Annotated in this window: 18 protein-coding genes; 16 read left to right on the plus strand and 2 right to left on the minus strand. The window is 64.4% G+C overall.

Going from position 1 to position 21,110, the window contains the following annotated elements:
- Window position 1: 1 nt before the first annotated feature.
- The 5 genes from V6M37_RS16975 (at window position 2) to V6M37_RS16995 (ending at window position 6,171) form a co-directional block, all read left to right on the plus strand.
- Complete coding sequence (locus V6M37_RS16975; protein WP_332675310.1) at window positions 2-2,008, plus strand: capsular polysaccharide biosynthesis protein; 2,007 nt, start codon at window positions 2-4, stop codon at window positions 2,006-2,008.
- Complete coding sequence (locus tag V6M37_RS16980; protein ID WP_332675312.1) at window positions 1,951-3,006, plus strand: phosphotransferase family protein; 1,056 nt, start codon at window positions 1,951-1,953, stop codon at window positions 3,004-3,006. The genes V6M37_RS16975 and V6M37_RS16980 overlap by 58 nt, the downstream gene beginning before the upstream one ends.
- Window positions 3,007-3,034: 28 nt before the next feature.
- Entirely contained in the window at window positions 3,035-3,964 is a 930-nt protein-coding gene (locus V6M37_RS16985) for a hypothetical protein (RefSeq protein ID WP_332675314.1), read from the plus strand.
- 300 nt (window positions 3,965-4,264) lie between these two features.
- The gene (locus V6M37_RS16990; RefSeq protein ID WP_332675315.1) at window positions 4,265-5,578 is read left to right on the plus strand and encodes a capsule biosynthesis protein; all 1,314 of its coding nucleotides are present in this window, start codon (window positions 4,265-4,267) and stop codon (window positions 5,576-5,578) included.
- Window positions 5,579-5,826: 248 nt separating this feature from the next.
- On the plus strand, window positions 5,827-6,171 hold the full coding sequence (locus V6M37_RS16995; RefSeq protein WP_332675317.1) for a hypothetical protein: 345 nt from the start codon (window positions 5,827-5,829) through the stop codon (window positions 6,169-6,171).
- A gap of 81 nt (window positions 6,172-6,252) precedes the next feature.
- Here V6M37_RS16995 and V6M37_RS17000 read toward each other — a convergent pair whose 3' ends face one another.
- Complete coding sequence (locus V6M37_RS17000) at window positions 6,253-8,841, minus strand: [protein-PII] uridylyltransferase (RefSeq protein ID WP_332675319.1); 2,589 nt, start codon at window positions 8,839-8,841, stop codon at window positions 6,253-6,255.
- 5 nt (window positions 8,842-8,846) lie between these two features.
- Entirely contained in the window at window positions 8,847-9,659 is an 813-nt protein-coding gene (gene map, locus V6M37_RS17005; RefSeq protein WP_332675321.1) for a type I methionyl aminopeptidase, read from the minus strand.
- 281 nt (window positions 9,660-9,940) lie between these two features.
- Here map and rpsB point away from each other — a divergent pair, with 281 nt between their 5' ends.
- The 11 genes from rpsB (at window position 9,941) to lpxD (ending at window position 21,107) form a co-directional block, all read left to right on the plus strand.
- On the plus strand, window positions 9,941-10,696 hold the full coding sequence (rpsB, locus tag V6M37_RS17010; protein ID WP_332675323.1) for a 30S ribosomal protein S2: 756 nt from the start codon (window positions 9,941-9,943) through the stop codon (window positions 10,694-10,696).
- A 93-nt stretch (window positions 10,697-10,789) separates the two neighbouring features.
- Window positions 10,790-11,680, plus strand: coding sequence for a translation elongation factor Ts (gene tsf / locus V6M37_RS17015; RefSeq protein WP_332675324.1), 891 nt, complete (start codon window positions 10,790-10,792; stop codon window positions 11,678-11,680).
- A 10-nt stretch (window positions 11,681-11,690) separates the two neighbouring features.
- A complete protein-coding gene (gene pyrH, locus V6M37_RS17020) occupies window positions 11,691-12,407 on the plus strand; it encodes a UMP kinase (RefSeq protein ID WP_312659867.1) in 717 nt (238 codons plus the stop codon).
- A gap of 10 nt (window positions 12,408-12,417) precedes the next feature.
- Entirely contained in the window at window positions 12,418-12,975 is a 558-nt protein-coding gene (frr, locus tag V6M37_RS17025; protein ID WP_332675401.1) for a ribosome recycling factor, read from the plus strand.
- A gap of 48 nt (window positions 12,976-13,023) precedes the next feature.
- Window positions 13,024-13,848 carry a polyprenyl diphosphate synthase gene (gene uppS / locus V6M37_RS17030; protein WP_332675327.1) on the plus strand — a complete coding sequence of 275 codons (825 nt, stop codon included), beginning with the start codon at window positions 13,024-13,026 and terminating at the stop codon, window positions 13,846-13,848.
- The gene (locus V6M37_RS17035; protein WP_332675329.1) at window positions 13,841-14,668 is read left to right on the plus strand and encodes a phosphatidate cytidylyltransferase; all 828 of its coding nucleotides are present in this window, start codon (window positions 13,841-13,843) and stop codon (window positions 14,666-14,668) included. The genes uppS and V6M37_RS17035 overlap by 8 nt, the downstream gene beginning before the upstream one ends.
- Window positions 14,669-14,671: 3 nt before the next feature.
- On the plus strand, window positions 14,672-15,874 hold the full coding sequence (gene ispC, locus V6M37_RS17040) for a 1-deoxy-D-xylulose-5-phosphate reductoisomerase (protein WP_332675330.1): 1,203 nt from the start codon (window positions 14,672-14,674) through the stop codon (window positions 15,872-15,874).
- The gene (rseP, locus tag V6M37_RS17045) at window positions 15,871-17,235 is read left to right on the plus strand and encodes an RIP metalloprotease RseP (RefSeq protein ID WP_332675332.1); all 1,365 of its coding nucleotides are present in this window, start codon (window positions 15,871-15,873) and stop codon (window positions 17,233-17,235) included. Before ispC ends, rseP begins: the two co-directional genes overlap by 4 nt.
- Before the next feature lie 7 nt (window positions 17,236-17,242).
- The gene (bamA, locus tag V6M37_RS17050; protein ID WP_332675334.1) at window positions 17,243-19,543 is read left to right on the plus strand and encodes an outer membrane protein assembly factor BamA; all 2,301 of its coding nucleotides are present in this window, start codon (window positions 17,243-17,245) and stop codon (window positions 19,541-19,543) included.
- A gap of 36 nt (window positions 19,544-19,579) precedes the next feature.
- Window positions 19,580-20,083, plus strand: a complete 504-nt coding sequence (locus V6M37_RS17055) for an OmpH family outer membrane protein (protein ID WP_332675336.1) — start codon at window positions 19,580-19,582, stop codon at window positions 20,081-20,083.
- Between the two features lie 13 nt (window positions 20,084-20,096).
- The gene (lpxD, locus tag V6M37_RS17060) at window positions 20,097-21,107 is read left to right on the plus strand and encodes a UDP-3-O-(3-hydroxymyristoyl)glucosamine N-acyltransferase (RefSeq protein WP_332675338.1); all 1,011 of its coding nucleotides are present in this window, start codon (window positions 20,097-20,099) and stop codon (window positions 21,105-21,107) included.
- Window positions 21,108-21,110 lie beyond the last annotated feature (3 nt).

The following is a 21,110-nucleotide window of genomic DNA, read 5'->3' on the forward strand; positions in this document are numbered from 1 at the left end:
GATGGTCTCGATCTCCCCCCCGTGCCGGCTGGCTGTTCTGACGCGCGGCGTGCAGCGGGTGGCTTCGCTACCCGCCTTGCTCGCGGACGTTGAGCTACTGATGTCCCGGCGGCCGGACCCGTTTGCTATCAGTGGCGTGCTTGCATGGGGACGCAAGCCGAGTGCTCTCGTGGCGGAGGCCTATGCTGCCCGCCACGGCATTTCGGTGTGGCGGGTTGAAGACGGTTTTTTGCGCTCGGTGGGCCTTGGTGACCAGGACCCACCACTTTCGCTGGTGCTGGACGACCAAGGTGTGTACTACGACTCGACGTCAACGTCATGTCTTGAATCGCTGGTTCGCCGCCCGCTTGAGGAGCGTGAAGCCGTTCGCGCCGCGGAGTTGACAACGTTATGGCGGGCAGGGCGTGTTTCCAAGTACAACCATCTGCGCGAGTACGCCGGTGAGCTGCCGGAGCGATACGTGTTGGTCGTGGACCAGACGTTCGGGGACGCGTCGCTGCAGTATGGCTTGGCGGGTCCGGAGCATTTCCAGCGCATGCTGCAGGCCGCGCTCGAGGAAAATCCGGCCAGCACTGTGCTGGTGAAGATTCATCCGGACGTGTTCGCCGGACGCAAGCGCGGGCATTTCGACGTTGCGGCGTTGTCGCGGATGGCGCGGGTGCAGGTGTTGGCGGAGGACGCCCATCCCGTGCGGCTGATCGAACAGGCGCAGGCGGTGTATGTCGTCACGTCGCAGATGGGGTTCGAGGGTTTGCTGTGGGGCAAGCCGGTGCGCACGTTCGGCATGCCGTTCTATGCCGGCTGGGGATTGACGCGCGACGAGCTGCCGGCGCCGGAGCGGCGGGGGCGGGCGACGCTCGAACAGCTGGTGCATGCGGCGCTCGTCGACTACCCGCGCTACATCGATCCGGAAACCGGCAAGCGCTGCGAGGTCGAGCGGCTGATCGAATGGATGGCGCTGCAGCGCCGGATGCGCGAGCGCTTTCCGGCGGTGGTGCATGCGTTGGGCTTTTCGCGCTGGAAAAAGCCGATCGTCCGGGATTTTCTGCAGGGCAGCGAAGTGCGCTTCGTCCGTCGCGCGGACGAGGTGCCGGCGGGTGGAACGCTTGCTGTGTGGGGCAGGAAGGATGTCGGCCCTTGCGGTGCGGACCTGCGGGTGCTGCGTCTCGAGGACGGTTTTCTCCGTTCGGTGGGCCTCGGCGCCGATCTCATTCGGCCGCTTTCGTGGGTGACGGACGGACGCGGCATCTATTACGACGGCACCGCGCCGTCCGACCTCGAGCACTTGCTGCAGACCGCCGCGTTCGACGACAAAATGCTCGCGCGCGCCCGCCGGCTGCGGGATCGCATCGTCGGCGCCGGATTGACGAAGTACAACGTCGGCGCGGCGGGCTGGTCGAGACCGTCGGCCGCCGCCCGCGTGGTTCTGGTGCCGGGCCAGGTCGAGACGGACGCGTCCATTCGGTATGGCGCGGGCGAGATCCGCACGAACATGGGCTTGCTGCAGGCGGTCCGGCGGGTGAATCCGGACGCGTGGATCGTCTACAAGCCGCATCCGGACGTGCTCGCCGGGCTACGGGGCAAGGGGGAGCGGGAAGATCAGGCGCTGTCGTGGTGCGACGAGGTCGTGATCGACGTTGGCATGGGTGAGCTGCTGCCGAAGGTGGATGAAGTGCATGTGCTGACGTCGCTCGCCGGTTTCGAGGCGCTGATGCGCGGCAAATCGGTGACCTGTTACGGCCTGCCGTTCTACGCCGGCTGGGGCCTGACGACGGACCTGACTCCGGCTCCGCGTCGAGCCCGCCGGCTGGCGCTCGACGAGCTGCTGGCGGCGGCGCTGATCCTTTATCCGACTTATGTGAGCCGCACGACCGGACGCTTCACGACGCCGGAGCGCGCGCTGGATGAGTTGCTGGCGTGGCGGGAGCAGGGGCCGAGCGGCATGCCGGCGTGGCGCAAGGCGTTGCGGTGGGTGTTGCAGGGGTGGGCGAGGGTGAGGCGGGCGTGAACAGTCCAAGCGGTTCGCTGACGGACTCTAGCATCATTGCTAGGCTGCTTGATGAAGAGGCGGAAGTCATTCATCGGACGAAGCGGCTCTTTTTCGAGAAGCGCATCGTCTCGGTTTCCGACGAGACACACGTCCTGTATCGCTTCCCCGTGCCGTGGTTCGCGCGCAGGTTGGCGTCGTTGTTGCGCGAGGCGGAGAGCAGGGGCATTCCGATGCAGCGGCATCGTTTCGCGAGGGCGCGGTGGCGCGACCTTATACGGCAACGCGGGTGCTGGCTCGTCGCGAGCTATGAGGTGGGCGCAATCCTGCAGCCGTCTCGGCTGAATGCCGAGTTGGTTTCTTCCTTCGCCGTTTCGCTTGCGCGGCTGCATTCGATCAAGGCGGGCAAGCCGGGGGCGCTATTCGCGTACGGACGGCCTTTCGAGAGTCTCGTGGGCAAGGTCGACCGCGATGTTCGTGCGGCGCTGGAGTGCACGGACGTGCATGACGTGGCAGCGAGACAAGAAATGCTGGGCTGGTTGCACGAGCACGGCCTCTTCCTGCGGCGGTTGAACAGCTTTCACCTGATCCACGGCGATCTTCTCGCGAAGAACATCCTGGTCCGCGACGATTCGCCGGAAATCTGCCTGATCGACTACGAGCTCGCGGCCTTCGACCACGCCGGGTTCGAGCTGGCCGCGGCGCTGTTCCGGTTTTTCGGTGGCAGGAACGCGAAGTACCGGTCCGAATTTCTCGAGCGCTATCTGTCGGAATGCGCCGTTGACATCAGCGAGGACTGGGCCGCGCATTCCCACTACTTCCTCGTTTCGTCGGCGTTGAGGATGGCGAGGACAAGAGTCCGAAGGCGAAAGGCGCTGTTGGGTCGGGGAGAACATGAAGCGGCCGAGGTGCAGGTCGGGCGATTCAACCGCTACGTTGCGACCGCCTTTGCGCTAATGAAAGCCTACGACGGGGGAGCGAGGTCTCCGGAAGAGCTGCTTGCCGCGGGTATGCGATGAGGGCTTGTGGCTGCCGGAAGGCGTTCGCGTGAGCGCGCCGGAAAAGATTCCGCTCGCCGCGGAGTGCCGGGCCTTGCAGCGCTCGGAGCGCGCGGCCGTCGACGGTTGGTCGCGGGTCGCGCGAAGGTGGGGGCACGTCGCGCTGAGTCGGGTCGTCGGCGGCAGGGCGGCGACGGAATGGATGCTGGACCGGGCGCTGAAATCCGCCGCGGCTTCCGGTGCCGGAAGCGCGTTTGCGGTTCCGCTGCCGTATGCACTGGAAGGCTTTCGCGAGCGTCTTTGTCTCGAACTGCCGACGACGCTGCTGGGACAACGGCTCGCGGACTGGGTGCAGTGCGGCCGCCAGGTAATCCATGTCGGTGACTATTTCCTTGGGCTCGGCGGCTGGGACGCGATCTCATACCCGTTCTCCAAGACCGGGGTGATGCGGGAGGCAGCGGAGTTGTCGCGTCTCGATCTCGATTACAAGTCCACCCCGTCGTACCGCAATTACAAAAAGGCGATCGACGCGGGACGGCCGATTCGCCGGAACAAGGTTGCCCTTTCGTCGGAGGCGCTTCTCGACGCGTATTTCGAACGTTACCTGGGCCTGTTTCGTTCCATCCGGCAGCGCGGCGTGCTTCCGCTACGCGATGCGCGCGAGCTCACGACCGGGCCCGCCGCCGAATCCGAGGTGCGACGCTACCGAACCGAGGCGGGCGAGCGCGACATCGGCATCGCGATCGGTCCACTGGGCCGGATCTATTGCCTGCCGGGAGGCAAGCATCGCGCCGCGATCGCGACGGTGCTCGGAATTCCGAGCGTCCCGGTCGAGGTGCGCATGGTGCATGCCGAGTGGGTGCGCGGGGTGCAGGTGCGATACGGCGTGGCGCCGGCCGAGGCGGTGCGGCGCGGTCTCCGCGAACTCGCATCGCACGTACATGGCGTCGCGGTAGCAACCGAAACGACAGACCGGTGACGGCCCCGCCCGGGCGCCTGCGTCACCTCCCTGAGCCGTGTGGGGCTTTTTGAGCCTGTTTGCGGCAATATTTGGCAACACATTTACCATTCCCCGTGTATATTCCGTTGCCCTTGCTTCCCTGACTTAAAAAAATACCGAAAGGTTATCGGATTCGCGTACCTGCGAATGTCGATGTGGTTCCTCGATGACGGTGTCGGGTGGGTCGTTCTACCTGAAGGAGCGGGGGCGCGGAACGAACGCGAAGTTGACCGCCTTTACGTTCGGGAAGAATTACAGGCGAACGGGGTGTAGACGCGGATGGATGGCACGGCAATTCTCGAACGGCTCGGCGGCAGCCGGAACATTTTGCTGCTGCAGGGGCCGGTAGGCCCGTTCTTCGATCACCTCGCGCGCTTTCTGGTCGAGCAGGGCCGTTTCGTCAGCAAGATCAATCTGAACGCCGGAGACGCCTGGTTCTACCGACAACCTGGCTCGATTGACTACAGCGAACAACCTGACCATTGGCCCCATTTTGTCGACCGCGTATTGGTCGAGCGGAAGATCGACGCGATCGTGTTGTTCGGTGATTGCCGCCCGTACCATCGTTCCGCAATCCTTCGCGCGCGGATGAAGGCCGTCCCGGTGTTCGTGTTCGAGGAAGGTTACATTCGGCCCAATTTCGTGACGTTCGAACCGAACGGAGTGAATGCGAACTCGATGCTGCCTTGTTCGGATGCGGACCTGCGGCTCGTACCGCTTCCGGAAAAAGTGAAGAAAAAGCGGACCCGGTTCTCGCGTATGGCGCGGTACGCGTTCATGTATTACCTCGCCGGTCGCCTCGGACGGAGGCAATACCCCAACTATCGTCATCACAAGCCGTTTGATCTGTACCCGGAAGGCCTGTACTGGCTGCGCTCCGGCATGCGGAAGCTCATCTACCGATTCACCGAGCGCTCTCTCGGTGCCCGCCTGACGAACGACCTTGCGGGGAAGTATTTCCTGGTCCCGCTGCAGGTGTTCAACGACAGCCAGATACGGTCTCACAGCGATTTTCGTTCGGTCCGCGCGATGATCGGGACGGTGCTCGAATCCTTTGCACGCGAGGCGCCGCCGGATGCGCATCTCGTCTTCAAGCACCACCCGATGGACCGTGGGCATCGTCATTATGGTCGGCAGATCGTGCAGACGGCGGCGGCCTCGGGCGTAGGCGGACGCGTCCATTACGTACATGACCTGCACCTGCCGACCCTGCTCAAGAATGCCCGGGGTGCGGTGCTCGTCAATAGCACCACGGGCGTATCGGCGATGTTTCACGATAAGCCGGTCAAGACCCTCGGCCGATGCCTGTACGATCTACCTGGACTTACGCATCAAGGCGAACTGGCGAGCTTCTGGCAGAACCCCGCCGGGCCCGACCGGGATCTTTACGAACGGTTCAGAAACTATCTGATCCGCATGACGCAGGTTAGGGGGTCCTTTTACTCGGGCGGCCGCGTCGTCCTGGGAAACGAGCGGCCGACGTTGCGACTGGTGGCGACGGACCCGGCGCTGGGGACGCTCGCGTCGTCCGCCCCGTCGGTGGCCCCAAGCGCCCCGCCGCTCGAATCCGCGGTCCTGCGAACGGGCACCTGACGCAGGGCGGGGCCGTTCGACCCTCTCGACTATCGGTAACCCTTACTCGGCTCGGCGTATTTCAACGGGTTATGCACATCCGTATATTGTGAATCGTCCCGGTACGAAGCGACACGAGCTGTTTCCGTGCGCTTCGCCGGACTCGACGACATCCATTGGATGGGTGCAAGCCGTGGCAAGGCGGCGTCTCCTTGCGCCTCCGCCGCGGCTGATCGACGATTCGCGATATGGAGGCACGCATGCGGCCAATGAGCATATATGTAATTGGTTTGAGCGGACTGCTTCACGGCGGGCATGCAGATGCTGGCCTCCCCTGGCTCCCCCACCCCTATGACTACATATTGCACGCCGGCGTGGGGACAGCGATCGGATACTTTGGCAGTCGCGAGTTGAATCCGGTTGCCGGCATCCTGCTGAGCGCAGCGGTCGGCGTCGGCAAGGAAAAGCTGGACAAGAAGTACGATCCGAAAGATGCCTGGGCAACGGTAGCCGGTGGTTTGATTGGCGTCGGACTGTACCTCGCGTTGAAGCCTGACGACGATAGCGTAATCGCGGTCGGCCCCGGATTCCTGGTCTACCAAGCCCGATTCTAGTCACATCTGCAGGATTGGATGGCTTGCTGCAGGCCGGCCCAGGTGGAGGCGGGGCTGAGGGAAGGGTTTCCCCGCCGCCCGCTAGATCTGGAGACGTTCGAGCAGTTCGCGCTCGATCCGGACGACGTGCGCGTCGTTGCGGGTGAGGCCCGTGCCACTGACAAGGAAGGTGTCTTCGACGCGTTCGCCGAGTGTCGCGATCTTCGCCGTGTGCAGCCGGATCTCGTTGCGGGCGAGGACTTCGGCGACCGCGAACAGCAGGCCCGGGCGGTCGGCGGCGGTCAGCGACAGGATGAACTGCTTTCCGGATTCGTCGGGCTCGAGGCTGACCTGCGGCGTGATCGGGAAATGCTTGACGTGGCGCGACAGCCTCCCTTCGGCGGGACGGTCCGGCGCGCCCGGTTTCTTCAGGCGTTCGGCGAGTTCGTGCTCGATCAGGTTGATGACGTCGCGGTAATGCGGGTCGTTGCCCGGGTCCTGCAGCATGAAGCTGTCGAGGGCGTAGCCGTGGCGCGTGGTGTGCACCTTGGCGTCGAGAATCGAAAAGCCGAGGCGTCCGAAGAAGCCGGTGAGCCTTACGAAGAGATCCTTCTGGTCGCGCGTGAAGACCATCACCTGGACGCCGTGGTCCTCTTCGGCGACGCGCGCCTTGACGACCGGCTCGTCGGCGTCGGGGCGAAAGTACAGCGTGCGGCTGTGCCAGGCGATTTCCTCCGGCGAGTGCCGCATGAAATAGACCGCGTCGAGTTGCGCCCACAACGGGACTTCGACGCCGGGCCGCAGGCCGTAATACCGCAGCAGCGCGCGCGCGTCTTCCTGCCGGTCGTCGAGGCCCAGCGCCTGCTGCGGCGTCGCCCCGCGCAGCAGCCGTTGCGTCGCGAAGAAGAGGTCTTCGAGCAGTTTCCCCTTCCAGCCGTTCCAGACTTTCGGGCTGGTGCCGCGGATGTCGGCGTGGGTCAACAGATACAGCGCGACGAGCCGGCGCTCGCTGTGCACCGTTTCGGCGAAGCGCCGGATGACGGCGGGATCGGACGTGTCTTCCTTCTGCGCGAAGTGCGACATCGTCAGGTGGTGTTCGACGAGCCACACGACGAGATCGCGATCCTCGGGCGCAAGCCCGTGGTGTTCGCAGAAGTCGCGTGCTTCGCCCATGCCGAGGCGCGAGTGATCGCCGCCCCGGCCTTTCGCGATGTCGTGGAACAGCGCGGCGATATAGAGCAGCCACTGGCGGTGGAAGCCGAGCATCAGCCGCGTCATCAGCGGGTATTCGTGCGCGTGCTCGCCCATCATGAAGCGGCGCACGTTCCGCAGCACCATCAGGATGTGCTGGTCGACGGTGTAGACATGGAAGAGGTCGTGCTGCATCTGGCAGAGGATGCGCCGCCACGGCGGCAGGTAGGCGCTGAGGATGCCGTACTGATTCATCCGCCGGAATTCATGCACGATGCCGCGCTTCTGCTGAAGGATTTCGAGGAACAGCGCGCGGTTTTTCGGGTCGGCGCGGAACGCCGCGTTGACGCGCGTGCGGTTGAGCCACAACGCGCGCAGCGTGCGCGCCGTCATGCCGGTGAGCTCGGAGCGCTGCTGCAGGATCAAAAAGCATTCGAGCAGCGCGGAGGGGTGGCGCTCGAAAAGGTCTTCATCGCGCATGTCGAGCAGTTCGCGCACCGCCTGGAAGCGGTCATTGATGACGATCGCGGGCCCGCCGCGTGCCGGGAAGATCTCGCCGGCGTAGTTCTGCAGCAGGATCGCGTTCGTCAGCGTGATCTTCTTCGCATTGATGTAGTAGTGCTGCATGAAGACTTCGGAGGCGCGCTTCGCAGCGGTCGCCTCGAAGCCCATCGCGTGGGCGAGCTTCTCCTGATAGTCGAACAGCAGGCGGTCTTCCATGCGGCCGGCGAGGTAATGCAGCCGGATGCGCACATGCTGGAGAAAGCGTTCGATGCTGCGGAGATTGCGCGCCTCTGCGCCCGTGATCAGGCGCCGGCGCGCGAGGTCCTGCCAGTTCCGGCCGAGGCCCGCCGCGCGGGCAATCCAGCCGAGCATCTGAATGTCCCGCAAGCCGCCCGGGCTTTCCTTGCAGTTCGGTTCGAGCGAGTAGGGCGTGTCCTCGAAGCGCGCATAGCGCCGTTCCTGCTCGAGCTGTTTCGCTTTGAAGAATTCACGGACGTCGAGCGATGCGCGGTAGCGGGTGACGAATTCGCCGAACAGCGCGCGGTTGCCGTCGAGAAACCGGGCTTCGAGGAGGTTCGTCTGCACGGTGATGTCCTGCTCGGCGGCTTCGATGCACTCGTCGGGCGTGCGCACGCTGTGACCGATTTCGAGACCGATGTCCCACAGCGCGCCGACCAGCGTCGCGAGCCGTCCCTGCAGGGCGCCGTCGGCGGCGGACGGCAACAGGATCATGAGATCCACGTCGGAGCAGGGGAAGAGTTCTCCCCGCCCGTAGCCGCCGACCGCGACGAGCGCAATGTCGTCGGGCATCGCGCAGGCACGCCACACCCCGCTGATCGCTTCGTCTACGAGATGTGCCCGGCCCCGCAGCATCCGCGAGGTCGCGGGATGGGCCTCATACGCGGCTCGGATGCGGGCGCGGCCGCGAGCGAGATCTTCCCGCGCCTCGGCGATCGCGGCCTGGATCGCGTCGACCGGCAGGGGCGCGGGATGCATCGCGGTCAGGCGAAACGCGCGGCGACCAGCTCCGGCGGAGGCGGGCTTCCGGCCGAAAGGGTCAGCACTTCGACGCCGGTACCGGTGACGAGGACGGTGTGCTCCCACTGTGCCGAGAGGCTGCGATCCTTCGTCACAATCGTCCAGCCGTCCGGCAACTCGGAGATCGCTGCCTTCCCGGCGTTGATCATCGGCTCTATCGTGAAAATCATCCCCGGCTTCAACTCCGGACCGGTGCCCGCCTTGCCGTAGTGGAGCACCTGCGGCTCCTCGTGGAACTTGAGGCCGATGCCGTGGCCGCAGAATTCGCGCACGACCGAGAAGCCATTGCCTTCGGCGTGCTTCTGGATCACGTGTCCGATGTCGCCGAGACGCGCCCCCGGGCGGACTTCGGCAATTCCCAGCCACATGCACTCGTAAGTCACCTGGCACAGGCGCTTCGCGAGGATCGACGCATCGCCGACGATGAACATCCGGCTCGTGTCCCCGTGGAAGCCGTCCTTGATGACCGTGATGTCCAGATTGACGATGTCGCCCTTCTTCAGCGCCTTGTCGCCCGGAACGCCATGGCAGATCTGGTGATTGACCGAGGTGCAGATCGACTTCGGATACGGCGGATAGCCTGGCGGCGCGTAGTTCAGCGGCGCAGGGACCGTCTGCTGGACGTTCACCATGTACTCGTGGCACAGGCGGTCGAGCTCGCCGGTCGTCACGCCCGGCTTCACGAAGGGCGTGATGTAGTCGAGAACTTCCGCGCCCAGCCGGCAGGCCACGCGCATTTTCTCGATCTCTTCGGGGGTTTTTATGATGATGCTCATGTTGTCTTGGGGGTCGGCTTCAAAGCGCAGAGGCTAGCGCATGCGTCATTCGCCGGCAAATCGGGGCGGAGCCGTCCGTCGCGCGAGTATCCGGCTTGAGTGGCGCTTCGCTTAGCTGCTATCATCTCGGGCTTGTCTGCCAATGGTGGCGGGCAAAATCCACACGCCCGGCAGAGCACCGAAAGGGTCCGTCGGATCGGGGCAGGAAGCCCCGCGGCGGTTTGGGCTGCTTCGATGCAGCCGTGTCGGGCGGCGGTTCAACCCTTGATTCGGAGTTTTTCATGACTGTCACGATGCGCCAGATGCTCGAAGCGGGCATCCACTTTGGCCACCAGACCCGTTTCTGGAACCCGCGCATGGCCCCGTACATCTTCGGCCAGCGCAACAAGATCCATATCGTCAACCTCGAAAAGACGATGGTCAAGTACAACGAGGCGATGGGCTTCGTGCGCAAGCTGTCGGCCAACCGCGGCGCGATCATGCTGGTCGGCACGAAGCGCCAAGCGCGCGAGATCGTCGCCGAGGAAGCCCGCCGCGCCGGGATGCCGTTCGTCGATGAGCGCTGGCTCGGCGGCATGCTGACGAACTTCAAGACCGTCAAGCAGTCGATCAAGCGCCTGAAGGAAATGGAAGCGATGGTCGAGGATGGCTCGATCGAGCGTTTGTCCAAGAAGGAAGCGCTGATGGCGTCGCGCGAGATGGACAAGCTGCAGAAGTCGATCGGCGGCATCAAGGACATGGGCGGACTGCCGGACGCGCTGTTCGTCATCGACGTCGGCTACCACAAGATCGCGATCACCGAAGCGAAGAAGCTTGGCATTCCCATCGTCGCCGTCGTCGATACCAACCACTCGCCGGAAGGCATCGATTACGTGATCCCGGGCAACGACGACTCGTCCCGCGCGATCCGTCTGTACGCCCGCGGCGTCGCCGACGCGGTGCTCGAGGGCCGCAGCCAGGCGCTGCAGGAAATCGTCACGGCCGGCGGTGATGAATTCGTCGAAGTAGAAGAAGAAGGCGCCGGCGAGCAGGAGTAAGCACCTGGGAACCCGGGGCGATGCCGTCGCGTGGCGGCGGGTCGGTTCCGGGTTCTGTCGGCACCGAATCGAATACGAAATCCAGGAGTTAGCATGGCGGAAATCACCGCAAGCATGGTCAAGGAACTGCGCGAGAAGACCGACGCGCCGATGATGGAATGCAAGAAGGCGCTGACCGAAGCGACCGGCGACATGGCCAAGGCCGAAGAGATCCTGCGCGTGAAGCTGGGTAACAAGGCGTCGAAGGCGGCGTCGCGCGTCACCGCGGAAGGCATCGTCGGCACGTTCCTCGCGGCCGACGGCAAGCTCGCCGCGATGGTCGAGCTGAACTGCGAGACCGACTTCGTCGCGAAGAACGACGACTTCATCGCGCTTGCCGGCCAGGTCGCCGAGCTCGTCGCGAAGCAGAATCCGGCCGACGTCGCCGCGCTGTCCGCGCTGACGCTCGACGGCAAGACGGTCGAGGAAGTGCGCTCGGCGCTCGTCGGCAAGATCGGCGAAAACATCACGATCCGCCGCTTCACCCGCATCGACGCGAAGGGCACAGTCGCGAGCTACATTCACGCGGGCGCGAAGATCGGCGTGCTCGTCGATCTGGTCGGTGGCGACGAGCCGCTGGCGAAGGATCTCGCGATGCACATCGCCGCGTCGAAGCCGAAGTCGCTCGACGCCTCCGGCGTGTCGCAGGACCTGATCGACGCCGAGCGCCGCATCGCGATCGAGAAGGCGCGCGAAGCCGGCAAGCCGGACGCGATGCTCGACAAGATCGCCGAAGGCACGGTGCAGAAGTTCCTGAAGGAAGTCACGCTGCTCGGCCAGCCCTTCGTCAAGGACGACAAGCAGACGATCGAAGCGTTGCTGAAGTCGCGCAGCGCGTCGGTTGCGAGCTTCGTGCTTTACGTCGTCGGCGAAGGCATCGAGAAGAAAGTGACCGACTTCGCCGCCGAAGTGGCCGCCCAGGCCGCCGCCGCAGCGCAGAAGTAAGGATTCCGCGATGAGTGTCGCCGCCTACAAGCGCATCATGTTGAAGCTGTCCGGTGAAGCCCTGATGGGCGACGACGCGTACGGCATCAATGAAGAGGTGGTCAGCCGCATAGTCGCCGAGATCGCCGAGGTCAATCGCCTCGGCGTGCAGGTCGGCGTCGTCATAGGCGGCGGCAACATCTTTCGCGGGATGAAGGGCGCAGCATCCGGCATGGACCGCGCGACCGCGGATTACATGGGGATGCTCGCGACCGTGATGAATGCGATGGCACTCGCCGATGCGTTCCGCCGGGCGGACGTGGAGGCGCGCGTGCAGTCGGCGCTGCGCATCGACCAGGTCGTCGAGCCCTATATCCGGGGCCGAGCGATCCGGCATATGGAAGAAGGGCGCGTGGTGATCTTCGCTGCCGGCACCGGAAACCCGTTCTTCACGACCGACACCGCGGCGGCGCTGCGCGGGTCGGAAATGGCCGCGCAGATCGTCCTGAAGGCGACCAAGGTCGACGGCGTGTATACCGCGGACCCGAAGAAGGACCCGAGCGCAAAGCGCTATCACCGCATCAGCTTCGACGAGGCGATCGGCCGCAATCTCGCGGTTCTCGATGCGACCGCGTTCGCGCTGTGCCGTGACCAGAAACTGCCGATCAACGTGTTCTCGATCTTCAAGCCGGGCGCGCTAAAGCGCGTCGTCCTCGGCGAGGACGAAGGCACGCTGGTCCATTCCTGAGGACTCGATGATGATCCCGGAACTCAAGAAAACGACCGAGCAGAAGATGCAGAAGTCGATCGACGTGCTGAAGGCGGACCTTGCGAAGGTGCGCACCGGTCGCGCCCATACCGGCCTGCTCGACCACGTCATGGTCGAGTATTACGGCAGCATGGTTCCGATCAGCCAGGTCGCGAACGTGACCCTGATCGACGCCCGAACGATCGGCGTGCAGGCGTGGGAAAAGCCGATGTTGGCGAAGGTCGAGAAGGCCATCCGCGACTCCGACCTCGGGCTCAATCCGTCGAACCAGGGCGAAATCGTCCGCGTGCCGATGCCCGCGCTGACCGAAGAGCGTCGCCGCGACCTGACGAAGGTCGTCCGCCACGAAGGCGAGAACGCGAAAGTCGCGGTGCGCAACCTGCGCCGGGACGCCAACCAGCATCTCAAGGATGCGGTCAAGGACAAGACGATCTCCGAGGACGACGAACGTCGCGCCCAGGACGACATCCAGAAGCTCACCGACAAGCACATCGCCGAAATCGACAAGCTGCTCGCACAAAAAGAGCAGGAACTGATGCAGATCTGATCCGTCCGGATCGCCCCTAAAACTCGGACGAACCGCGGGAGACGCATCATGGCGAACTCGACCTTCACCAGTTCGACCCGCGATATCCCGGACGTATCCGGCGTTCCACGGCATATCGCGATCATCATGGACGGCAATGGGCGGTGGGCGCGCAAGCGTTTCATGCCGCGGGTTGCCGGCCACGGAAGGGGAGTGGAGGCCGTGCGCAGCGCCATTCGCGGCTGTATCCAGCGCGGCGTGTCGTACCTCACGCTGTTCGCGTTCAGTTCGGAGAACTGGCGCCGGCCCGCGGACGAAGTTTCGTTCCTGATGCAGTTGTTTATCCGCTCGCTGCAGAAGGAGATCGACCGGCTGCACGAGAACGGCATCCGCTTCCGCGTCGTCGGCGATCTGACCCGTTTCGACGCGCCGCTAGTCGAACTCATCCGCACGGCGGAAGCCCGCACGGCGGACAACGACAAGCTCACGCTGACGATCGCGGCGAACTACGGCGGCCGCTGGGACATCGTGCAGGCGGTCGAGCGCATGCTCGCCAAATATCCAGAGCAGCGCGGCAGCTTCAGCGAGGAGCAATTGAGCGCGGAACTGTCGTTGAACTACGGCCCCGAGCCGGACCTGTTCATCCGCACCGGCGGGGAGCAGCGCATCAGCAACTTTCTCCTGTGGCAGCTCGCCTATTCCGAGCTGTACTTCACCGACACGCTGTGGCCGGACTTCGACGAAGCGGCGCTCGACGACGCGATCCGCTCGTACCGGACGCGCGAACGCCGTTTCGGCCGCACCAGCGAGCAACTGTGCCAGACCGTGGACCGGGCGGCGGCCGTGAAGGCAGGCACCGATCCGCTGCCGGCCGATCCGGGCGCTCATGCTTAAGACGCGGGTTCTGACCGCGCTGGCGCTCGCCGTCGGCCTGCTCGCCGCGATGTTCCTGCTTCCGCCGCTCGGCTGGCTCGTGTTCGCCGCGCTGATCTGCGGCGGGGCCGCGTGGGAATGGGGAGGCTTCGGGAAATTCTCCTCCGTCCAACGCGCGGTCTTTGCGGTGCTCATGGCGGCGGCATGCGTGCTCGTCGGTGCAATGGCCGGCTTGGCGAGCGAACTCGCGGTCAGCCCCGCGGGACTCTGGCCCCTTTATGCGACGAGCGCGTTGTTCTGGCTCGTTGTCGTCCCGTTCTGGCTCGCACGGAAATGGCGCTTCAGCAGCGTCGCGGCGGCCGTTGTCGTCGGTCTGATCGTGTTGCTTCCGCCGGCGCTCGCGCTGGCGCATTTGCGCCTCGTCGATCCGTGGGTTCTGCTCGCCGCGATGGGCGCGATCTTCGTTTCCGACATCGCCGCCTATTTCACCGGTCGCGCGTTCGGCCGCCGCAAGCTTGCGCCGGGAATCAGTCCCGGCAAGACTTGGGAAGGCGCCGGCGGCGCGGTCGCCGGTGTCATCATCTTCGGTCTTGTCGTCATCGTCTCTGCGAGCCCGTCAGCGCGCGCGGCGGGCCCGATCGCAATGCTCGTTCCACTGCTTGCGGCGTTCACGGCGGTCGGGATTTTCGGCGACCTCTTCGAATCGCTCCTCAAGCGCCAGGCCGGCCTCAAGGACAGCGGCACGATACTGCCCGGCCACGGCGGCATCCTCGATCGCATCGACAGCCTCACGTCGACGCTTCCTCTTGTTGGCCTCGCAGCGCTTTGGCTGACCCGGTGATCAATGTCTGAACCCCTTTTGCAACGCGTCACGGTGCTCGGCGCCACCGGCTCGATCGGCATGAGCACGCTCGACGTGATCGCGCGTCACCCGGATCGATTCGAAGCGTTCGCGTTATCGGCGAACGTTCAGGTCGAGCGCTTGTTCGATCTTTGCATGCGCTTCTCGCCGCGCTTCGCGGTGCTCACCGATCCGACAGCAGCCGACGAGCTTTCGCACCGGCTCAAAATGGAGGGCTCGCGGACGGCGATCCTGTCGGGCGCCTCGGCGCTCGTCGAGGTGGCGGCGCATCCGGAGGTCGACGCCGTGATGGCGGCGATCGTCGGTGCCGCGGGTCTTGTCCCGACGCTCGCCGCCGCGCGCGCCGGAAAGCGCATCCTGCTCGCGAACAAGGAGGCGCTGGTGCTGTCCGGGCGTCTCTTCATGGAGGCGGTCGCGGCTAGCGGTGCGCAACTCCTGCCGATCGACAGCGAACACAATGCTGTTTTCCAGGCGCTGCCACACGATTACGCGCGAGACGCGAACGGTCGCGGCGTTCGTCGCGTTCTGCTGACCGCGTCGGGCGGACCGTTCCGCGAATGGGCGGTCGAGGCGCTCGAAGGGGTGACGCCCGAGCAGGCTTGCGCGCACCCGAACTGGGTCATGGGCCGCAAGATTTCGGTCGATTCCGCGACGATGATGAACAAGGGGCTCGAAGTCATCGAGGCGCACTGGCTTTTCGGCGTTCCGCCGGAGGCGATCGAAGTCGTCGTCCACCGGCAAAGCGTCATCCATTCGCTCGTCGATTACTTTGACGGCTCAGTGCTCGCGCAGCTCGGCAATCCCGACATGCGCACGCCGATCGCTCATGCGCTCGCGTACCCGGACCGGATCGACTCGGGCGTTCGGCCGCTCGATCTGTTCGAGATCGCGCGGCTCGATTTCGAGCGCCCGGACTTCGTGCGTTTCCCGTGTCTCCCACTCGCCTACGAGGCGCTGCGCACGGGCGGGGCGGCGGCTGCAGTGTTGAACGCCGCGAACGAGGAGGCGGTCGGGGCGTTTCTCGACGGCCGGCTCGGTTTCCGCCGCATCGCCGACGTCATAGCCATGTCGATGGATCGCGCCGAAGGTCTTGCGGTCGATTCGGTCGAAGCGGTCATCGACGCCGACGCGCGCGCGCGCGCTATCGCCCGTCGCGCGATCCTCGAACGCCAGATGGCCCGATGAATTTTCTCGAATATCTGATCCCGTTCGTTCTCGCGCTCGGGCTGCTGATCCTGGTGCATGAACTGGGCCATTACCTCGTCGCGCGCGGCTGCGGCGTCAAGGTCTTGCGGTTTTCGATCGGTTTTGGCCGTCCGCTGTTGAAATGGACGTCGGGCGCGGACCGCACCGAGTGGGCGCTCGCGGCGTTTCCGCTCGGCGGCTACGTCAAGATGCTCGACGAACGCGAGGGCCCCGTCGATCGGTCCGAACTTCACCGTGCGTTCAACCGTCAGGCGGTATCGCGTCGCTTCGCGATAGTCCTAGCCGGGCCGCTCGCGAATTTCCTGCTCGCGATCGTGCTGTATTGGGGTCTTTTCGTCGGTGGCGCGGAGGAGTTGAAGCCGCGGCTCGCGCTGGTCGACGGGCCGAGTATCGCCGCGCAGGCGGGCATCCGAGACGGCGATCTGGTGACGGCGGTCGGAGACGAACTGGTGCGAAGCTGGCCCGAGTTGCGCTGGGTCCTGGTTCGCCATGCGCTCGACGAACGCGCAGTGACGCTGCGAGTGACCACCGCCGAGGGGGTGGAAGCCAGTCGCACGCTCGACTTGTCGGGGATGTCGATCGACGACGGCGAGTCGGACCTCGTCGAGCGGATGGGGCTGCGCCCCTGGCGGCCCCGGATTCCGCCTGTCGTCGGGAAGCTCGTCGACGACGGCGCCGCGGCGAAAGCGGGTCTCGAGGTCGGGGACACCGTCGTGTCGCTCGATGGGCAGCCGGTCGAGTCGTGGATCGATCTCGTCGAGCGCGTCCGGGCAGCACCGGGACAGCCGCTTGCCGCCGTCGTGTCGCGCAACGGCGCGCGAATCGAAACGACTTTGACGCCCGAAGTCGCGGAAGAAGACGGCGAGCAGGTGGGCAAGGTCGGCATTGCGGTCGCCGAGCCGCTCGAGGGGCGCGAAGAGATGTTCGCGGTCGTTCGCTACGGTGTGGTCGAGGGGCTGGGGAAGGCGATCGGGCAGACCTGGGAGACGAGCGTGCTGAGCCTGAAGATGATCGGCCGCATGATCGTCGGCGAAGTGTCGTGGAAGAACCTGTCCGGGCCGGTGACGATCGCGGATTACGCGGGCCAATCGGCAAAGCTCGGATTGAGCCATTACCTCAAGTTCATTGCGCTGATCAGCATCAGTCTCGGGGTGCTGAACCTGCTGCCCATCCCGGTGCTGGATGGTGGGCATTTGCTGTATTATGTGATCGAGATTATCAAAGGCGGACCTATCCCCGAGCGCGTCATGGAAATCGGCCAGCAGATCGGGCTGGTTGCGCTCGCAATGCTGATGGCATTCGCCTTCTACAACGATATAACCCGTCTCATTTCTGGCTGACTCCCTGATGAAACACAAGCTCCTTCCCGGGCTGCTGCTGGCATTGTTCGCCGCTGCGCCGGTCTTTGCCTTTGAGCCGTTCGTGGTCAAGGACATTCGCGTCGAAGGTATTCAGCGCACCGAGGCGGGAACCGTGTTCAATTATCTGCCGGTTCGCGTCGGCGAAACTTTTACCGAAGCGCAGGCCGCCGACGCGATTCGCGGCCTGTTCGCGACGGGATTCTTTCGGGACGTGCGGATCGAGACCGAAGGCGACGTGCTCGTCGTGGTCGTCCAGGAGCGGCCGGCGATTGCGCAAATTGATTTCGTGGGCGTAAAGGAATTCGATCAGGAAGCGCTGAAAAAGGGTTTGCGCGAGGTCGGCCTCGCCGAGTCGCGGATTTTCGACCGCGCATTGCTCGAACGCGCGGAGCAGGAACTCAAGCGCCAATACCTCAGCCGCGGCAAATACGCGGCGGTGATCGAGACGACGGTAACCCCGCTCGAGCGCAATCGGGTCGGAATCAATTTCAAGGTCGATGAAGGCGACGTTGCGAAGATTCGCCAGATCAATATCATCGGCAACAAGACTTTCAAGGAATCGGAGTTGCTCGATCTGTTCCAGCTGACGACGCCCGGCTGGCTCACGTGGTACACGAAGAACGACCAGTATTCGCGCCAGAAACTCTCTGCCGACCTAGAAAATCTCCGCTCGTTTTATCTCAATCGCGGCTATTTGGATTTCAATATCGATTCCACGCAGGTTTCGATAACGCCGGACAAGAAGGATATCTACATCTCGCTGAGCATTACCGAAGGCGAGCGTTACACGGTGTCCGCCGTGCGATTCGCGGGCGATCTCGTATTGCCGGAAGAGGAATACCGCAAGCTCGCGGCGATCAAGCCGGGGGAGATCTTTTCGCGCGAGAAGCTCACCGAAACGACGAAGGCGGTGTCCGACCGGCTCGGCAATGAAGGCTACGCATTTGCGAACGTGAATGCCGCGCCCGAACTCGACAAGGAAAAGCGCGAGGTCGCGTTCACGATCTTCGTCGATCCCGGCCGCCGGGTGTACGTGCGCCGCATCAATGTCGGCGGCAATACGAAGACGCGCGACGAAGTCATTCGCCGAGAAATGCGGCAGATGGAAGGTGCGTGGTACGACGCCGAGAAAATCAACCGTTCGCGCACCCGCGTCGACCGGCTCGGGTATTTCGAGGATGTCGCTGTCGAGACGCCCGCAGTACCCGCCACGACCGACCAGGTCGACGTCAATTTCAACGTGAAGGAACGCCCGACCGGGAATCTCTCGATCGGGGCCGGCTTCTCGAGTTCCGAGAATCTCGTGCTCTCCGCGTCGATCGCGCAGCAGAACCTTTTCGGCAGCGGCAACGCGCTGACGCTCGCGCTCAATACCAGCGAATCGAGTCGTACCTATGCGCTGTCGTTTACGAATCCTTATTACACGCCGGACGGCCTGAGCCTCGGCTGGGACGCCTATCACCGCACCTACGATCCGTCGGAGTCCCTTTCCGTCGCGCCGTACAAGACGGTGTCGACCGGCGCCGGCCTGCGCATTGGCTATCCGATCGGCGAGGAAGACTCGATCAATTTCGGCCTCTCCGCCGACCAGACGAAGATCACCACCTTCCCGGAAAGCCCGCAGCAGTACCTCGATTTTTGCGATCCGAACAAGGACGACTTCGACTGCGACTCGGTCACGAGTCTCGTCGCGTCGGCGGGCTGGGCGCGCGATACGCGTGACAGCGTGATCTACCCGCGCAAGGGCAATTACCAGCGGGTCTTCGGCGAATTGAGCATCCCGCCCGGAGCCCTCCGCTACGGCAAGCTGAATTACCAGTACCAGCACTGGTTCCCGATCGGGCGCGACTTCGCGCTGATGCTCAATACCGACCTCGGCTATGCGAAGGGTTTCGGCGGCAAGCCGGTGCCGTTCTACAAGAACTTCTACGCGGGAGGCATCGGCTCGGTGCGCGGCTTCGACCAGAGCTCGATCGGTCCGAAAGACCCGATCACCGACGACGCGCTCGGCGGCAACCGGCGGGTCATCGGCAACGCCGAGTTCTTTTTCCCGCTTCCGGGCACCGGCATGGACCGCTCGTTCCGGATGTCGGCCTTCTTCGATGCGGGTACGGTCTGGGCCGAAGGCGACAAGGCCAAGTTGAGCGACCTGCGCTACAGTACCGGATTGTCGTTCGCGTGGGGCTCGCCGATCGGTCCCCTCAAGTTCAGCCTCGGCTTCCCGATCCGGAAGGAGGAAGGGGACGAACTGCAGAAGTTCCAGTTTCAGTTGGGATCGGTATTCTGAGTTTCCGCTGTGCCCGATCTAGTTGGAGAGTGTTAAGTGAAAGTTACATCCCTGTCCGTTCTTGCGGCAACGATGCTCGCGGTGGCCGCACCGGCGGCTATGGCCGAATCCAGGATCGGCTTCGTGAATTCCGACCGGGTCATGCGCGAGGCCGCCCCGGCGGTCCGCGCGCAGCAGCGGCTCGAAAAGGAATTCGAAAAGCGCGACCAGGAACTGCAAAAGCTCGGCAAGGAGCTGCAGACGCTGCAGGAAGATCTCGAACGCAACGGCGTGACGATGGCGGAAGCCGACCGGCGCGCGAAGGAGCGTTCCTTCAACGACCTCAATCGCGACTTCCAGCGCAAGCAGCGCGAGTTCCGTGAGGACCTGAACCAGCGCCGCAACGAGGAACTCGCGTCCGTCCTCGATCGCGCGAATCGTGTGGTGAAGCAGATCGCCGAAGCCGAGAAGTACGACGTGATCCTGCAGGAAGCCGTTTTTGCGAGCCCGCGCATCGACATCACCGACAAGGTGATCAAGGCGCTCGCGGATAGCAAGTAAGACGTCTCGCCCCATGTTTCGGCTGGATGAACTTGTCGAGCGTCTCGGCGGTGAAGTGATCGGCGACGGCGCGATCACCGTGCGGCGTGTCGCAACGCTGGAACAGGCGGGCGACGGCGACCTCGCGTTTCTCGCGAACCCGAAATACCAGGCGCGGCTGCGGGATTGCCGCGCGTCGGCGATCATCGTTGGCCTGGGCGCGCGCAACCTGACCGATCGACCGCGCATCGTCACTGGCGATCCCTACGTCTACTTCGCGCGGGTGGCCCAGTTGTTCAATCCGCCCCAAGTGTTCGCGCCAGGCGTGGATGCGTCAGCGAGCGTCGTCGACCCCGCGCCCCCTTCGGTGACGATCGCTGCCGGCGCTTCCGTCGAAGCCGGCGCGCAGCTCGGCGAGCACGTCGTCATCGGCCCGGGGTGCCGCATCGGGCGTGGCGTCCGCATCGGTGCCGGTACCCGGCTTCATGCCAATGTCACCATCTATCACGACTGCGAGATCGGGCGCGATTGCATCGTCCATTCCGGCGCGGTGATCGGGGCCGACGGCTTCGGGTTCGCCCGCGAGCGCGACGGCAACTGGGTCAAGATCCCGCAGACCGGCCGGGTCGTCATCGGCGACGAGGTCGAAATCGGCGCGAACACGACGATCGACCGCGGGGCCCTCGACGACACGGTCATCGGCGACGGCGTCAAGCTCGACAACCAGATCCAGATCGGCCACAACGTGCGGATCGGCGCGCGCACCGCGATCGCGGGTTGCGTCGGCATCGCCGGCAGCACGACGATCGGCGCGCGCTGCATGATCGGCGGCCAGGCGGGGGTCATCGGACACCTCGAGATCGTCGACGACGTCGTCGTTTCCGCCGGCACGCTCGTGACGAAATCGATCCGCAAGTCCGGCGTCTATACTGCGAACCTGCCGGTGCAGCCGCACGCCGACTGGGTCAAGAACTTCGCGCATCTACGTCATCTCGACGCACTCGCCGATAGAATACGGGCCCTCGAAGAACGAACATCCCAGTGAGTG

Source organism: Aromatoleum sp. (assembly GCF_036675785.1).
Lineage (GTDB): Bacteria > Pseudomonadota > Gammaproteobacteria > Burkholderiales > Rhodocyclaceae > Aromatoleum.

What these genes read in the sequence shown, in the direction of transcription:
- lpxD (WP_332675338.1), top strand. Translation starts at nt 20,097, where the DNA reads ATGTTTCGGCTGGATGAACTTGTCGAGCGTCTCGGCGGTGAAGTGATC.
- frr (WP_332675401.1), top strand. Translation starts at nt 12,418, where the DNA reads ATGATCCCGGAACTCAAGAAAACGACCGAGCAGAAGATGCAGAAGTCG.
- V6M37_RS16975 (WP_332675310.1), top strand. Translation starts at nt 2, where the DNA reads ATGGTCTCGATCTCCCCCCCGTGCCGGCTGGCTGTTCTGACGCGCGGC.
- map (WP_332675321.1), bottom strand. Translation starts at nt 9,659, where the DNA reads ATGAGCATCATCATAAAAACCCCCGAAGAGATCGAGAAAATGCGCGTG.
- uppS (WP_332675327.1), top strand. Translation starts at nt 13,024, where the DNA reads ATGGCGAACTCGACCTTCACCAGTTCGACCCGCGATATCCCGGACGTA.
- V6M37_RS17035 (WP_332675329.1), top strand. Translation starts at nt 13,841, where the DNA reads ATGCTTAAGACGCGGGTTCTGACCGCGCTGGCGCTCGCCGTCGGCCTG.
- tsf (WP_332675324.1), top strand. Translation starts at nt 10,790, where the DNA reads ATGGCGGAAATCACCGCAAGCATGGTCAAGGAACTGCGCGAGAAGACC.
- bamA (WP_332675334.1), top strand. Translation starts at nt 17,243, where the DNA reads ATGAAACACAAGCTCCTTCCCGGGCTGCTGCTGGCATTGTTCGCCGCT.
- rseP (WP_332675332.1), top strand. Translation starts at nt 15,871, where the DNA reads ATGAATTTTCTCGAATATCTGATCCCGTTCGTTCTCGCGCTCGGGCTG.
- V6M37_RS17000 (WP_332675319.1), bottom strand. Translation starts at nt 8,841, where the DNA reads ATGCATCCCGCGCCCCTGCCGGTCGACGCGATCCAGGCCGCGATCGCC.
- rpsB (WP_332675323.1), top strand. Translation starts at nt 9,941, where the DNA reads ATGACTGTCACGATGCGCCAGATGCTCGAAGCGGGCATCCACTTTGGC.
- pyrH (WP_312659867.1), top strand. Translation starts at nt 11,691, where the DNA reads ATGAGTGTCGCCGCCTACAAGCGCATCATGTTGAAGCTGTCCGGTGAA.
- ispC (WP_332675330.1), top strand. Translation starts at nt 14,672, where the DNA reads ATGTCTGAACCCCTTTTGCAACGCGTCACGGTGCTCGGCGCCACCGGC.
- V6M37_RS16990 (WP_332675315.1), top strand. Translation starts at nt 4,265, where the DNA reads ATGGATGGCACGGCAATTCTCGAACGGCTCGGCGGCAGCCGGAACATT.
- V6M37_RS16995 (WP_332675317.1), top strand. Translation starts at nt 5,827, where the DNA reads ATGAGCATATATGTAATTGGTTTGAGCGGACTGCTTCACGGCGGGCAT.